The sequence below is a fragment of the Bradyrhizobium sp. BRP23 genome, from assembly GCF_020194135.1.
In the GTDB taxonomy this organism is placed as follows: Bacteria; Pseudomonadota; Alphaproteobacteria; order Rhizobiales; family Xanthobacteraceae; genus Bradyrhizobium; species Bradyrhizobium yuanmingense.
In genome coordinates, this window is the sequence record NZ_JADYVW010000006.1 from 267,709 (window position 1) to 279,826 (window position 12,118).

Sequence of the window (12,118 nt, forward strand, 5' to 3'; positions counted from 1 at the left end):
TCAGCTCAGCTTGGCCAGCTCGCGGGCGAGGTTGGCACGGGCTTGCCGATCGAACATCGCGGCGAAGGCCGGATCGGGAAAGATGACCTCGCGTGCCGCGAAACGGCGCAGCACGCGGGCGCGGCCGGCCCGATAGTCCTCCTCGGCGACATGGCTGAACTCCCGGCGGATCGCGGCGGCATAGGCATCGTAGCGGGCGGGATCGGCGCCGAGAATGCTGAGGTCGATCGAGATCAGGATCGCCCCGAGACGATCGCCGGGGGGAACGTCGTGCGTTTTGGTCAAGCGGATCAGGCGGCCGACCTCCTGGCGAAGCTCGGCGCGGACGTGCTGCTCGGCGAGCTCCGCGCTGCGCTCCTCGTTGTCCGTCCGCGTCGGATCGTAGACGGCGTCGTGCCACCAGATCGCTTCCGACAGCGTCTCGCGCTCGGCGGCCGAAAGACCCTCGGCGCGCGCGAGCGCCGCCAGGCAATCCTCGATATGCGCGAGATTGTGATAGTGGCGGCCGGGCGCCGCATAGGCAGCGACCAATTCGTCGCGGGTCATGGGCGAAGTCTCACGTCGTCGATCTTGTTGATGGCCATCGTGATCTCCCGGACCAGAGGATTGCGGTCATCCTATTGCGCAAAAGGCAATTCGCAAATGGCGCTCTGACGTAGCCCGGATGAGCGCAAGCGATATCCGGGGAGCCCATTCCCGCATGTCGCTGCGCTCTGCGGGCTACGAGGATTGCATCCGTTTCCACTCCCTAGCATGCTGGCCTCCGCCACCCCGGAGGAGCCCGCCCATGCTGACCCTCTACTCCTACCCAGAGCTCTTCGGCGTCGCCGACAACAACGGCTACGGCCTCAAGGTCTATGCGTTTCTCAAGCTCGCGGGCGTGCCGTTCGTGCATGAGCACGTCTTCGATGCCTCGGCCGCGCCGCGCGGGCAGCTGCCTTACATCGTCGACGACAGCGAGATCATCGGCGACAGCGAGACCATCATCGCGCACGCGACTAAGAAATACCGCCTCACGATCGACGCCGGCTTGTCATCGGAACAGCGCCGCACCGACCATCTCGTCACGCGCATGCTGGACGATCTCTACTGGGTGATGTCCTATTCGCGCTGGAAGGACGAGCGCTTCTATCCGGCGTTCCGCGACGCCTTCATCGCGCAGCATCCGCAGATCGACCCTACCGGCTTCGAGAAGGCCAAGGCCTACAACGCGCAGCGCTATCACTTCCAGGGCATCGGTCGCTACACGCCCGAGCAGGCCTACGCGCGGGGGCTCGCTGACTTGCAGGTGCTGGCGGACATCGCGCCGGCGCAAGGCTTCGTACACGGCGCGGCGCCGACGAGCGTTGATGCCGGCATCTACGGCTTCATCGCCAACATCTATTACTTTCCGATCCCGACGCCGCTGAAGGCCTTCGTCGATGCGCACGCTAACCTCGTCGCACATTGCGAGCGGGTGCATGCGATGGTCGGGAAATCGTAGGGTGGGTTAGCTTCGGGCGGCGCGAAGCGCTGTCCGAAGCTAACCCACCACTGTTCGTCTCCGGAGACGCCAAAGAGGTGGGTTACGCCCCGCGGATTCGCTGCGCGGATCCGCAGGGCTAACCCACCCTACGGCACCGTCTTCTACCGCATCGTGATCGCAAGCCCGCTGAGATCCGCATTCGCCATCAACCCCACCTGCGTGCCCGACAGCTCCAGCACTGCGCCCTTCTGGTTGGTCAGCACGATGGCGCGGGCGCCGGAGCCGACGGCGATGCCGGCACCGGCGGCGCCGTAGACGCCGGCAACGTCGGAGGGACGGTTGATGTTGGAGACGCGGCCGCGCAGCACGGTCTTGGATCCCCCGAACACCAGGCCGTAGTCGAGGCCGCCGGTGGAGAGCCCGTACGAGCGGCCGCGGAAGTTGAGCACGCCCGAGCCGCCCGAGCCGCCGATGATCCAGCCCGCCTTGTAGATCGTCAGCGTCACGAAGCCGCTGTCGGCCTGCGCGGTCGTCGAGAGGCCAGCCAGGGCGACGATGGCGACGCACGCGGCGCGGAGGGTGGATGCGAGCTTCATGGGGGTCTCCGGGGGCTGTTTTTAAAGGAGGGTTCGAATCAGACGGAGCGAATGTACCTGATCGATCGGGGCGGCAACATGATCGGCGGGCGTTTCCGCAAGCAAGGCGGCGGCGAGACTCGCGGAAGGTCCTCATGCTCCGTCATTGCGAGCCAACGGGTCCGCGCGAAGCGCGGCCCGATGACAGGCTCCGCGAAGCAATCCAGAATCGCTCCGCGGCGGCAGTCTGGATTGCTTCGTCGCAAGGGCTCCTCGCAATGACGGGTGAATGGCCTGCTCTCTCGCCACGCGCAGGCCGCACGCGGGGAGAGGCGAAGACCACCATCGCCATCGTGCCATAATGCCCCTGTTTTGCCCGACGGAGCAACCGGATGCTTCGCGTTTCGCGAATTCTGGAAAACATCAATGATTTCCGTGCGGCGCTTACTGTGCATGGGGTTGTTTTCGCACTTTTGTTTTGAGCATCCCCGCGCCAGCCGCTACGCTCCTGCGTCCGCCCCCGTCCTGAGGTGATCCCATGCCGATCCAGCATTTCGCGCCCCCGCCGCATGTCAAGGCGCCGCCGCTGTCCTTTGCGACGCGGGTTGGCGACCTCCTGTTCGTCTCCGGCATTCCCGGCTTCGATGCCAATGGTGCGCTGCCCGACGGCTTCGAGACGCAGTTCGCCAATCTCGTCGTCAACATCAAGCGCGTGCTGGTCGAGGCCGGCGCCGGCATGCATGATCTCGTCAAGGTCAACGTGCTCCTGACCCGCGCCTCGGACGTCGCCGCGATGAACGCGCTCTATGCCGGCGCCTTCGGCCCGCCGCCGTACCCGGCGCGCACAACTTGCGTGGTGCAGGCGCTGCCCGATCCGAAGATGCTGATCGAGATCGAGGCGGTCGCTTCGCTGGCCAAGTAGAAGCCTAGTCAGCTGCGTGTGACCTATCGGGCACGCGTCCAAACCAAATGCGTTGGGCACAGCTGACATGTCCGTGAATGGCGGCCCCCCGGCTTGCAAAGGACCTGCTTTTACCGCACGAATTTTTTCGGTCCCATGTCCCACCAGGAGATACTTCATGCGTCGCCTTCTCGCGCTCAGTGCCGTTGCCGGCATCGCTAGTTCCGTGTTCGCCGTGCCCGCCTCCGCGAAGGTCGGCTATTACGTGATCCGCTGGGACAACACCGGCATCTGCCAGGTCTGGAACGAGGACCTGCAGTACAAGCCGTTCCAGTTCGGGGTCTCTACCTACAAGGTCGTCAGCAAGCCGTTCCCGACCTTCCAGCAGGCCTCGGACTTGCAGATCAAGATGCGCACCGAGCGGAAGTGCACGCTCTGAGCCGGGCGCGAGAGTAGCGTTTGGAGGGCGGGTCGCGCGGGCGATCCGCCCTTTTGCTTTGCGTGGCCTGAAGCGCTTCCCCGGCCGCCATCAGACCTGTCCCACGCACATTTTTTGAACCTCGGCGGCGGGTGGAACTACTCACATCTTGTCCGGGGCGCATGCCAAGCGCGTCCCGCACCACCCCTCCCCGTCATTGTCGGGAGGCGCATCACATCATTCATTTGAGGAGCTGATCATGCGTCGTATTTCCATGCTGTGCGCTGCCGCCGGTCTTGCCGTCACCGCGTTCGTCGCCGCGAGCCCGGCCGAAGCCAGCTATCATCTGATCCGCTGGCAGGACACCGGCTTCTGCCAGATCTGGGACGAGAGCATCCCGACCACGCCGTGGCCGGCCGGCTATCACCGCGCCAGCGCCAGCGTGCCGACCTTCGTCGATGCACTCATGGTCAAGGACGCCGCGCTCAAGAGCGGCAGCTGCAAGTGGTAAGGTAATCGATCGGCGGACGAAGAACCGGGCAAGGACGCGGGCGTCCTTGCCCGGTTTGCTTTTCGAGGCCTGAAACGCTCACGCGTCCTTGTGCGCGCCGGGATGGATCAGGATGTCGCGCGCGGCGGCGAGGTCGATGAAGGCTTCGGCACTGCCGCCCTGGTCGGGATGCAGGCCCTTGGCGGCGCGGCGATAGGCCTGGTTGATGTCCTCGCAGGTGAGTTGCACCGCGAGCGGCAGGCCGAGCATCTTGCGGGCGCGATCCTCGCTGGAAAGCTTCTTCGGCGCGGCGTTGCGGCGGCCGAAGCGCGGCGCGGTCAGATCGTGCACGACCTCGAGCACGACACCGACGCGGCGCTGGGCCGCCAGCGTCACGCTATGATCGTCGTTGTCGACGGCCTGGCGCAGCACCGGCAGCGCCTGCTCGGCAGCCTGGCGCAGCGTGACGTCGCTGCTCATCCGCGCGATCTCGGCCACCAGCCGGCCGGCCTCGGCCCAGTCAGGCGCTTGCGCCGACCGCAGCCGCTCCAGAGCGAGTTTCCAGGTTTCGAGCCGTTCCATCATGCGCGCAACGTTTAGCAATCAGGATCAGTATGCCAAGGCCGCCGTTTCCGACCCCTTAATTTCGCGTTAGCGTTTCGTGAAACTTCGAAACGAAAACGGGAGGAAACTGCCATGGCGCTGCTCGCAAACCACATCGCTGTCGTCACCGGCGCCGGTTCCGGAATCGGCCGGGCGATCGCCACCGGCTATGCGCGGGAGGGCGCGCAGGTCGTGCTGCTCGACGTCAACGCCGAGACGGCGGCGGAGGCCGCGCAGGAGATCCGGACAGCGGGCGGCAAGGCCGAGAGCTTTGCGCTCGACGTTGTCAGGCGCGAGGATTGCTTCGCGCTCGCCAGGCAGATCGCCGACAAGATCGGGCAGGTCTCGATCCTCGTCAACAATGCCGGCATCACCCGCCGCAACGCCTTCACCGCGGAGACCGAGACGGTGGCGAAGGACTGGAACGACATCATCTCGCTCAACCTCAACGGCGTGTTCAACGTGACGCAGGCGTTCCTCGCGCCCTTGCGCGCCAGCAAAGGCCGCATCGTCAATATCGGCTCGATCCAGTCCTTCGTGCATCTGCGCACGCCGAGCTCGGCGGCCTACACCACCTCGAAACACGGCGTGCTCGGCTTCACCAAGGCGCTCGCGGTCGAGCTCGGCAAGGAAGGCGTGCGCGTCAACGCGATCGGCCCCGGCTTCATCGAGACCAACCTCAACGCCAATGCGCGCGCGACCAATCCGGCGCTGGTGCAGGCTTTCATCGATCACACCCCGCTGGCGCGCACCGGCAAGCCCGAGGACATCGTCGGCCCCGCGGTGTTCCTCGCCTCCGATCTGTCGGCCTATGTCACCGGAACCATCGTGATGGTGGACGGCGGCTATCGCACGGTGTGAGGGATGCGAGGCTCGCACCAATCGCGGCGGCATCTGGGCATTCTCAAGATCAATTCGGTGCAGCCCCTCCAATTAACCTTTCATTAACCAAACCGGACCACCGTAGATTCACGGCTTGGGGGTCGTTGGTTCTCGATCCGCTTCCGACGATGGAAGCGGGCGTTGATCGGGAGGTGTTTTGATGACCACTGTTCATGTCGCCGCGTCCGGGCCGGACGCACAATTCCTTGCCCCGAACCAGATCGTTCCGCTTCTGATCGGTGCCACCGTCGACGAGGTCGAGCGTGAGCTCGTGATCCAGACGCTGGCGCGCTGTGACGGCAACCGCACGCGCGCCTCGCGCGTGCTCGGCCTTTCCGTACGCACGCTGCGCAACAAGATCAGGCTCTATGCCGCCTCCGGCATCGACGTGCCCGCCTGTCAGGATTAGCGCACGACATCAATCGGCCAGCGACGGCGCGCTGCGCAGCCACGCGCGATCGATGAGGCGGCCGCTCGCGCCGCCGATTGATGTTGATCAAGCCTGGCACGATGCGCGGGCAGAATTGCTGCTGTCGTCAAACGCCGCTAAGTAGCTTGCTCCAGGTGAAGGGAGCGGTGGCGTGGCAGACGACCAGGGACGACGGCCGGGGCCTCAGGGGCCTCGCGGGCGGCAAGGCGAGCCGGGACGGCCGGGGCCACAGGGGCATCCGGGCCGGCGCGGCCCCGACGGCGCACGCGGCAAGCCCGGGCCGCAGGGCAAGCCGGGCCCGGTCGGGAAGGCCGGGCCGCCCGGCAAGCCCGGTCCGCAAGGCAAACAGGGCGAAGCCGGTCCGCGTGGGCCAGCCGGCGCACCGGGACCTGCCGGGCCGCAGGGACCGGCGGGGCCGCAAGGCCCGCGCGGCGAGCCGGGTCCGCCCGGCCAATTGCCGTCGATCGAGCAGGTGCTGCCCTGGCTCGACCAGCTCTTCGACGCCTGGGACGAACGCCGCCGCCAGCGCGAGCGCGAAGCCGCCGAGCGCGAAGCGCTCGAAGCCGCCGTCCAGGAGACCGACGAGGCAATCGTCGATGACGAGGGCGATGACGTCGACGATCACAGGAAGAAAAAGAAAAAGAAGAAGCAGGGCAAGGATAGCCGACGGGTCTAGTCGGGCCGATCCTCGCGCCGCGGCAGCATGCCCATGCGCTCGAATTGCCAGCGCATGGCGCGATACCAGAGATAGCCGACCGCCGCGCCGCACAGGGCGAGGATGATCACGTTCGCGCTCGAGAACGAGCCGCCCCACCACATCATCCACGCGGTCCACAGCAGCGTGAAGACGATGGCACCTGCTTTCAAAGGAAGAAGGGGGTGGCTCATGTCGTGCTCCGGGCGATCAAAACCCCGGCCGCCATCATCGCAAGCCGAGGCAGCAGATACCGTGAGCCAGATCACGGAGCACGCTGCCTGACCTCACGTACCGAAGCGCAGCCGCGAACGCTCTTTCGCCTTCTCCGCCTCAACCTCGCGGTCGCGCGCCGGCGCGTTCGTATGCAGCGAGGTCAGGAGTTTTCGCGCCGCCTCGGAGACCTCGGCCACCGCACGATCGAACGCCGCCTCGTTGGCCTGCGACGGCTTGTTGAAACCCGACAGCTTTCGCACGAATTGCAGCGCGCTGGCGTGGATCTCATCCTCCGTCACCGGCGGCTCGAAGTTGAACAGCGTCTTGATGTTGCGGCACATGCACATTCTCCCGGCGTTTTCCTTAAGACGAAGGTCCGAGCCGAAATCCTACATCCGCCTTCTCGCTTCTGCGACCAACTTGGTGGATGCGCATCGCCACAAGCTGATCTCGCAGCGCATCATAAGCGGGGGCGCCGGCATCGCATATTATTTGAGCATGCATTGCAGTGACGGCTCAGGCTTAATCCGTGCCAACGATAGGGAAAGACGCGCAGGACAATCGCGCGCCCATGGCACGATACGCGACGAGGAGGATCGCATGCACAGGCTCGCACTGTGCGTTTGGTTGGTTGCGGCGACAGCGCTGGCAAACGTTGCGTTCGCGCGCGACAATGGCCAATACGACCACGTTCCGCCCGACATCCGCGCCTGGTTCAAGAGCGTGATCGCGCCGAACGGGGTTCCCTGCTGCGACATCTCCGACGGCCATCGCACCGAGTATGACGTGCGCAATGGCGCTTATTGGGTGCCGATCGAGGGACAATGGATCGAGGTGCCCGGACGCGCCATCATCCGCGACCAGGGCAATCCGATCGGCCAGGCCGTGGTGTGGTACGTCCACCACCGCGGCTCCATCATCATCAGCTGCTTCGTGCCGGCGGATGCGGTGTAACGCGCCTTGGTAATTTCCATTGGCTGGCGACGGCCCGATCGGGTAGCTTGAAGCCAGCTGAAGCGGAGGCACGCCGTTGACCGATCTTAGCGCCGAAGACCTCGCCACCATCTATGCCAAGCCGAGCCCGCGCGTGATCGCGAAGGCACGGCCCGCGATCGATGCGCATGCGAAGAAATTCATCGAGATGTCGCCATTCTGCGTGCTCGCGACATCGGGAGCGGACGGCAGCGTCGACGCTTCGCCGCGCGGCGGCGGCATCGGCTTCGTCCGCGTCGCCGGCCCCAACCAGCTGCTGATGCCCGACCGCTCCGGCAACAACCGCATCGACAGTTTCCGCAACGTCGTCGAAGGCTCAGGCTTCGTGCATTTGCTGTTCTTCGTGCCGGGCATCGAGGAGACGCTGCGCGTCGGCGGCCGCGGCACGCTGTCGGCCGACCCGGATCTGCTCGCCTCGATGGTGGAATTCGGCAAGCCGCCGCGCGCGGTGCTGAACGTCGCGGTCAGCGAGGTCTATTTCCATTGCGGCAAGGCGCTGATGCGCTCGAATCTGTGGGGGTCGGAGAAGGTGCAGCGCTCGGTGATGCCGAGCATCGTCACGGTCATTCACGAGCAGACCGGCCTCGGCGAACCGGCGAGCCAGGAGGCCGTGGAAGAGCTCTACAAGACGCAGCTGTAGCCGAGAGCGGTTCCGCAAAACGAAACGACGTGCGGCAACACGTGGATGGCCGGGGTCAAGCCCGGCCATGACGATGGAGGGAGCCGGGCCCGAGCTTAGTGCCCCTCGCCCTCGAGCCCGCCGACATGCTTCTGGGTGTAGAGCTCGAGGCCGATGCGGCCGATCAGATCGAGCTGGGTCTCGAGGAAGTCGATGTGGTGCTCCTCGTCGCTCATCAGCTTCTCGAACAGGTCGCGTGTGACATAGTCCTTGGCGCTGTGACAGTAGGTCGCCGCTTCCTGATAGAGCGCCCGCGCGCTCATCTCGGCGGCGAGATCGCACTCGATGATCTCCTTGACGTTCTGGCCGATGCGCAGGGGATCGAGCACCTGCATGTTCGGAAAGCCGTCGAAGAACAGGATCCGCTCGGTGAGCTTGTCGGCGTGCTCCATCTCCTCGATGGATTCCTTGCGCCAGACCTTGGCCATGTCCAGCAGGCCCCAATTGTCGAGGAAGCGGTAATGCAGCCAGTACTGATTGATCGCAGTCAGCTCGTGACGCAGCGCCTTGTTGAGATAGTCGATGACTTTTGCGTCGCCCTGCATGGTTCACTCCAGCTCTTGCAGTCCAAATCGGTCCCAAACCGAGTTTAGAACGCTTCTAAATCACTTTGCGAGCGAGAGCAACCGGCTACGGGAACCCAGCCGGGGAAAAGCTCAGCCGGAATTGCGGAAGTTTTCAGCAGGCCGCGAGGGCGAACTCGGCGGGTTCGGCGGTCTCGTCGTTGGCGGCCACGGTGTGGCTATGCGGGCAGCCGGCGCAGCAGGACTGCGCACAGGGGCCGAGCGCTTCGTCGATGATACTCTTGATCGTCCGGGCGCAGCGCCCGCATTCGGCGCTGCAGCCGAGACAGCCATAGACCTGTTTGGCATGCCGCACGGCGTCGTCGGACTCGGCGACGGCGGCGCGGATATCATCATCGCTCAGCACGTTACAGGAACAAACGATCATGGAAGCGGCAGGCCCTTCGGTGATGCGCCATCATCGATATTTAACAGGCCGGCCGGATGCAAAAGGAAAAACAGGTATTTGAAGCTATTCCAAACTGGCCTGATCAAAGCCTAGAACGGCTCTAAATCAAGCTCTTGCGCTGGATCAAGATTGTAGCCCACTAGTCGCCGCCGCCGCCGCCTCCTCCTCCGCCGTCGCCACCGCCTCCGCAGTCGCCGCCGCTACTGCTGCTATCGCTGCTGGAACAGCTTGCGCCGTCGCCAGAGCTCCCCGAACTGCCGCCGGAAAGCCAGCTTCCCAGCGAGAAGCCGTCATTCGTCCCGGAATAGGTGCTCTCCCCGCTACTCCCTCCGTGGCTGCCGGCGGTAGCGCGGGAGCGCCGTGCGCGGTTCTGGAGATGTGCGATCCAGCCGTAGCCGACCGCGAAAACGATCCCGGCCGCAATCAAAGCATTAACCATCGCGTTGCCCATCATCGTCTCCCGGTGGGACCCATACCAATTGGTCGTCTCCGGCAAAGGTGCCGTTCATTGATCATTCAAGCGGAATATGGAACCTTGCGGCCCAAAGGTTCCCGCGTGTTCGTCTGAAAGGTCAAGCAATGAAGAAGTCGCTCCTGGCGGTCGCTGCCGTCGCCATTCTGGCCCTGACGGCCGGAACGCCGGCCCATGCCCAGCGCGGTGTCGCGGCAGGCGTGGCCGCCGGGATCATCGGCGGCGCCATTGTCGGCGGCGCGCTGGCTTCTCCGTATTATTACGGGCCTAGCTATGGCTACTATGGGCCGGGCTACTACCCGCCGCGCTACTACGCCCCGGGTTCAGGCTATGTTGCCGACGACTATTACGGCGGCTGCGTCTGGCAGAAGCAGCGCTTCTGGGATGGCTATGCCTGGCGCGTCCGTCGCGTCCGAGTCTGCGGCTGAGGCGCGCCAAGCCGGTTCACTACGGATGCGCCGTTCATCTCAGGGCCTGAAAAAGACCGCTTTTTCTCGTCACAGCTCCGTGTGCGTTTACCGTGGATTGACCATTTGCGCGCTTCCTAGCTGCAAGGCCAATTCCATCAGAGTGTGCGTGAACCTTTGAAACCCGGGCGCCTCTAGCAGGAGGAACCCATCTCCCAGGAGAGCCAAGAGCATGAACAAGACTTTAGTTGCCGCCCTCACGGTCGCGACGGTCGCCGGTTCGCTGGTGACCGCCGCTCCGTCCGCGAAGGCCCATGACGGCGTCGGCGCCGGTATCGCAGCCGGCCTGATCGGCGGCGCCATCGTCGGCGGCGCAATCGCCTCCAGCCGTCCGGCCTATGGCGGCCCCGTTTACATCGCCGAGCCCCCGCCGCCCGCGCCCTGCTACTGGCGCCGCGAGCGCTATTGGGACGGCTACGGCTGGGTCAGCCGCCCGGTTCGCGTCTGCTACTGATCTGATCGCCTGGCGCTGCGCGCCGCGATCGGTAAGCCCGGCCGAGAGCATCGGCCGGGCTTTTTGTTTGCGCACGCTAAAGCGCGATGCGGTTAGGATGAAGCGTCATCGCGCTTTAGGTTATTGTTTGAGCATGATCTTTTCGGAAAACCGCTTCACACTTTTCCGGATCATGCTCTATCGCGCCGCCTGGATCGAACGCAGCACCTCTTCGCTCGGCCAGCAATCGAGCTTGAGGCCCGCCGACTTCTGATAGGCGCCAAGCGCCGCACGCGTCTGCATGCCGGCCTTGCCGTCGATCTTGTCCTTGTAGAGCCCGATCCGCGTCAGCTCGCGCTGCATGGTCTCGACGTCCTTGGTGCGCAGCTGTTTCGAGGCCGCCCATGGCGTCGCGAACGGCAGCGGGTTTGTCATGCGGTCGGCAAGGTGGCCGACGAACAGCACGTAGAGATCGGAGAAATTGTATTCCTTGATGACGAAGTAATTCTTCGTGGTCAGGAATGACGGGCCGTAGATGCCTTCGGGCTGGAGCAGCGAGGCCGGCTGCGCCTGCTCGGCGGCGCTGAGCTTTTGGCCGCGTACCGGGACAAAACCCTCGCGCAGCCATTGGCCGATCGGCTTCGTCACCTCCGGCACGCCCGTCGTGCAATCGACCTTCGCCGGCGCCTGCACCTCGTAAGCCCAGCGCACGCCGCTCTGCCAGCCCTTGTTGACGAGCTGCTGCGCAGCCGAGGCCAGCGCATCCGGCACCGAGTGCCAGATGTCGATGCGGCCATCGCCGTCGAAATCGACGCCATGCTTGTAATATTCGGACGGCAGGAACTGGGTGAGGCCGGTCGCGCCGGCCCAGGACGAGCGCATGTCCTTGCGCGTGACGACGCCTTCATCGAGGATCTTGAGCGCGGCAATGAACTCGTTGCGATACTGATCCTTTCGGCGTCCGACATAGGCCTGCGTCGCCAGTACGCGCACCAGATCGTAGGGCAACGTGTGCCGGCCATAGTCTGTCTCGCGGCCCCAGATGGCGAGCATGACGGTCGCCGGCACCCCGGACTTCTTCTCGATCTCGTCCAGCGAGGTACGATGCTTTTGGAGCAGCCGCTGCCCCTCGCCTGCAAGCCGCGCGATCGAGGCTTCCTTGACGTAGTCGGCCGGCACCTGCACGAACTCGGCCTGCGACGGCGCACCCGTTGCCGGCCGCCCGGGCAAGAGCAGATCGGGCAGCTTGTAGTCGGGCTCCAGCCCGCGCGTTTGCGCATCGAACGTTGCGCGCGAAACGCCGGCCTGTTGGGCCTCCGGCCACAACGAGGCGATGAACTGGGTGAAAGCGGCGTCGGCAGCACGGACGGGCGACCAGCTGCAGGCGATGACGATCCCCGCAGCGATGAGCGCCCGTCGCATCATGCC

General features: G+C 65.0%; 19 protein-coding genes. 11 read left to right on the forward strand and 8 right to left on the reverse strand.

Annotated elements, in window-relative coordinates; translation table 11 throughout:
- Complete coding sequence (locus tag I6F24_RS18795; protein ID WP_225149099.1) at positions 1 to 546, reverse strand: phosphohydrolase; 546 nt, start codon at positions 544 to 546, stop codon at positions 1 to 3.
- Positions 547 to 787: 241 nt separating this feature from the next.
- Between I6F24_RS18795 and I6F24_RS18800 the strand changes: the two genes are divergently transcribed.
- The gene (locus tag I6F24_RS18800; protein WP_225115101.1) at positions 788 to 1,483 is read left to right on the forward strand and encodes a glutathione S-transferase family protein; all 696 of its coding nucleotides are present in this window, start codon (positions 788 to 790) and stop codon (positions 1,481 to 1,483) included.
- A 143-nt stretch (positions 1,484 to 1,626) separates the two neighbouring features.
- Here I6F24_RS18800 and I6F24_RS18805 read toward each other — a convergent pair whose 3' ends face one another.
- Positions 1,627 to 2,061 (reverse strand): hypothetical protein, encoded by a 435-nt coding sequence (locus I6F24_RS18805; RefSeq protein WP_036013234.1) that lies wholly within the window; start codon positions 2,059 to 2,061, stop codon positions 1,627 to 1,629.
- Between the two features lie 517 nt (positions 2,062 to 2,578).
- Between I6F24_RS18805 and I6F24_RS18810 the strand changes: the two genes are divergently transcribed.
- From I6F24_RS18810 to I6F24_RS18820, 3 genes are all read left to right on the forward strand, one after another.
- Entirely contained in the window at positions 2,579 to 2,962 is a 384-nt protein-coding gene (locus tag I6F24_RS18810) for a RidA family protein (protein WP_225149100.1), read from the forward strand.
- A gap of 157 nt (positions 2,963 to 3,119) precedes the next feature.
- Positions 3,120 to 3,380, forward strand: coding sequence for a hypothetical protein (locus tag I6F24_RS18815; RefSeq protein WP_036013227.1), 261 nt, complete (start codon positions 3,120 to 3,122; stop codon positions 3,378 to 3,380).
- A 238-nt stretch (positions 3,381 to 3,618) separates the two neighbouring features.
- On the forward strand, positions 3,619 to 3,870 hold the full coding sequence (locus I6F24_RS18820; RefSeq protein WP_036013225.1) for a hypothetical protein: 252 nt from the start codon (positions 3,619 to 3,621) through the stop codon (positions 3,868 to 3,870).
- A 78-nt stretch (positions 3,871 to 3,948) separates the two neighbouring features.
- Here I6F24_RS18820 and I6F24_RS18825 read toward each other — a convergent pair whose 3' ends face one another.
- Complete coding sequence (locus tag I6F24_RS18825; RefSeq protein ID WP_225149101.1) at positions 3,949 to 4,434, reverse strand: J domain-containing protein; 486 nt, start codon at positions 4,432 to 4,434, stop codon at positions 3,949 to 3,951.
- A gap of 111 nt (positions 4,435 to 4,545) precedes the next feature.
- Here I6F24_RS18825 and fabG point away from each other — a divergent pair, with 111 nt between their 5' ends.
- The 3 genes from fabG to I6F24_RS18840 all read left to right on the forward strand — a co-directional run bounded on the left by fabG (position 4,546) and on the right by I6F24_RS18840 (position 6,440).
- Positions 4,546 to 5,313, forward strand: coding sequence for a 3-oxoacyl-ACP reductase FabG (gene fabG, locus I6F24_RS18830; RefSeq protein ID WP_225149102.1), 768 nt, complete (start codon positions 4,546 to 4,548; stop codon positions 5,311 to 5,313).
- 181 nt (positions 5,314 to 5,494) lie between these two features.
- Positions 5,495 to 5,743: a helix-turn-helix domain-containing protein gene (locus tag I6F24_RS18835; protein ID WP_036013218.1), complete on the forward strand. Its 249-nt coding sequence runs from the start codon at positions 5,495 to 5,497 to the stop codon at positions 5,741 to 5,743.
- A gap of 172 nt (positions 5,744 to 5,915) precedes the next feature.
- The gene (locus tag I6F24_RS18840; protein ID WP_036013214.1) at positions 5,916 to 6,440 is read left to right on the forward strand and encodes a collagen-like protein; all 525 of its coding nucleotides are present in this window, start codon (positions 5,916 to 5,918) and stop codon (positions 6,438 to 6,440) included.
- Here the strand turns inward: I6F24_RS18840 and I6F24_RS18845 are convergent.
- Both I6F24_RS18845 and I6F24_RS18850 read right to left on the reverse strand, forming a co-directional pair.
- Positions 6,437 to 6,652, reverse strand: a complete 216-nt coding sequence (locus I6F24_RS18845; protein ID WP_225149103.1) for a hypothetical protein — start codon at positions 6,650 to 6,652, stop codon at positions 6,437 to 6,439. The two genes, I6F24_RS18840 and I6F24_RS18845, sit on opposite strands and share 4 nt — an antisense overlap.
- Before the next feature lie 93 nt (positions 6,653 to 6,745).
- Complete coding sequence (locus tag I6F24_RS18850; RefSeq protein ID WP_225149104.1) at positions 6,746 to 7,015, reverse strand: DUF2277 domain-containing protein; 270 nt, start codon at positions 7,013 to 7,015, stop codon at positions 6,746 to 6,748.
- A gap of 259 nt (positions 7,016 to 7,274) precedes the next feature.
- Between I6F24_RS18850 and I6F24_RS18855 the strand changes: the two genes are divergently transcribed.
- Positions 7,275 to 7,628, forward strand: a complete 354-nt coding sequence (locus I6F24_RS18855; RefSeq protein ID WP_036028558.1) for a hypothetical protein — start codon at positions 7,275 to 7,277, stop codon at positions 7,626 to 7,628.
- Between the two features lie 76 nt (positions 7,629 to 7,704).
- Complete coding sequence (locus I6F24_RS18860) at positions 7,705 to 8,307, forward strand: MSMEG_1061 family FMN-dependent PPOX-type flavoprotein (RefSeq protein WP_036028502.1); 603 nt, start codon at positions 7,705 to 7,707, stop codon at positions 8,305 to 8,307.
- 95 nt (positions 8,308 to 8,402) lie between these two features.
- Here I6F24_RS18860 and bfr read toward each other — a convergent pair whose 3' ends face one another.
- Both bfr and I6F24_RS18870 read right to left on the reverse strand, forming a co-directional pair.
- Positions 8,403 to 8,891 (reverse strand): bacterioferritin, encoded by a 489-nt coding sequence (gene bfr / locus I6F24_RS18865; protein WP_036013205.1) that lies wholly within the window; start codon positions 8,889 to 8,891, stop codon positions 8,403 to 8,405.
- 133 nt (positions 8,892 to 9,024) lie between these two features.
- Positions 9,025 to 9,297: a (2Fe-2S)-binding protein gene (locus tag I6F24_RS18870; RefSeq protein WP_036013202.1), complete on the reverse strand. Its 273-nt coding sequence runs from the start codon at positions 9,295 to 9,297 to the stop codon at positions 9,025 to 9,027.
- A 600-nt stretch (positions 9,298 to 9,897) separates the two neighbouring features.
- Here I6F24_RS18870 and I6F24_RS18880 point away from each other — a divergent pair.
- Both I6F24_RS18880 and I6F24_RS18885 read left to right on the forward strand, forming a co-directional pair.
- Positions 9,898 to 10,218, forward strand: coding sequence for a hypothetical protein (locus I6F24_RS18880; protein ID WP_036028505.1), 321 nt, complete (start codon positions 9,898 to 9,900; stop codon positions 10,216 to 10,218).
- A gap of 211 nt (positions 10,219 to 10,429) precedes the next feature.
- Entirely contained in the window at positions 10,430 to 10,711 is a 282-nt protein-coding gene (locus I6F24_RS18885) for a hypothetical protein (protein ID WP_036013199.1), read from the forward strand.
- A gap of 177 nt (positions 10,712 to 10,888) precedes the next feature.
- On the opposite strand, the gene I6F24_RS18890 is transcribed toward I6F24_RS18885, so the two are convergent.
- Positions 10,889 to 12,115 carry a lytic murein transglycosylase gene (locus tag I6F24_RS18890; RefSeq protein WP_036028508.1) on the reverse strand — a complete coding sequence of 409 codons (1,227 nt, stop codon included), beginning with the start codon at positions 12,113 to 12,115 and terminating at the stop codon, positions 10,889 to 10,891.
- Between the last annotated feature and the right edge of the window lie 3 nt (positions 12,116 to 12,118).

Bases quoted from the DNA above. Each gene is read 5' to 3' on its own strand.
- I6F24_RS18795 (WP_225149099.1), bottom strand. From the start codon at position 546: ATGACCCGCGACGAATTGGTCGCTGCCTATGCGGCGCCCGGCCGCCAC.
- I6F24_RS18800 (WP_225115101.1), top strand. From the start codon at position 788: ATGCTGACCCTCTACTCCTACCCAGAGCTCTTCGGCGTCGCCGACAAC.
- I6F24_RS18805 (WP_036013234.1), bottom strand. From the start codon at position 2,061: ATGAAGCTCGCATCCACCCTCCGCGCCGCGTGCGTCGCCATCGTCGCC.
- I6F24_RS18810 (WP_225149100.1), top strand. From the start codon at position 2,579: ATGCCGATCCAGCATTTCGCGCCCCCGCCGCATGTCAAGGCGCCGCCG.
- I6F24_RS18815 (WP_036013227.1), top strand. From the start codon at position 3,120: ATGCGTCGCCTTCTCGCGCTCAGTGCCGTTGCCGGCATCGCTAGTTCC.
- I6F24_RS18820 (WP_036013225.1), top strand. From the start codon at position 3,619: ATGCGTCGTATTTCCATGCTGTGCGCTGCCGCCGGTCTTGCCGTCACC.
- I6F24_RS18825 (WP_225149101.1), bottom strand. From the start codon at position 4,434: ATGATGGAACGGCTCGAAACCTGGAAACTCGCTCTGGAGCGGCTGCGG.
- fabG (WP_225149102.1), top strand. From the start codon at position 4,546: ATGGCGCTGCTCGCAAACCACATCGCTGTCGTCACCGGCGCCGGTTCC.
- I6F24_RS18835 (WP_036013218.1), top strand. From the start codon at position 5,495: ATGACCACTGTTCATGTCGCCGCGTCCGGGCCGGACGCACAATTCCTT.
- I6F24_RS18845 (WP_225149103.1), bottom strand. From the start codon at position 6,652: ATGAGCCACCCCCTTCTTCCTTTGAAAGCAGGTGCCATCGTCTTCACG.
- I6F24_RS18850 (WP_225149104.1), bottom strand. From the start codon at position 7,015: ATGTGCCGCAACATCAAGACGCTGTTCAACTTCGAGCCGCCGGTGACG.
- I6F24_RS18855 (WP_036028558.1), top strand. From the start codon at position 7,275: ATGCACAGGCTCGCACTGTGCGTTTGGTTGGTTGCGGCGACAGCGCTG.
- bfr (WP_036013205.1), bottom strand. From the start codon at position 8,891: ATGCAGGGCGACGCAAAAGTCATCGACTATCTCAACAAGGCGCTGCGT.
- I6F24_RS18870 (WP_036013202.1), bottom strand. From the start codon at position 9,297: ATGATCGTTTGTTCCTGTAACGTGCTGAGCGATGATGATATCCGCGCC.
- I6F24_RS18880 (WP_036028505.1), top strand. From the start codon at position 9,898: ATGAAGAAGTCGCTCCTGGCGGTCGCTGCCGTCGCCATTCTGGCCCTG.
- I6F24_RS18885 (WP_036013199.1), top strand. From the start codon at position 10,430: ATGAACAAGACTTTAGTTGCCGCCCTCACGGTCGCGACGGTCGCCGGT.
- I6F24_RS18890 (WP_036028508.1), bottom strand. From the start codon at position 12,115: ATGATGCGACGGGCGCTCATCGCTGCGGGGATCGTCATCGCCTGCAGC.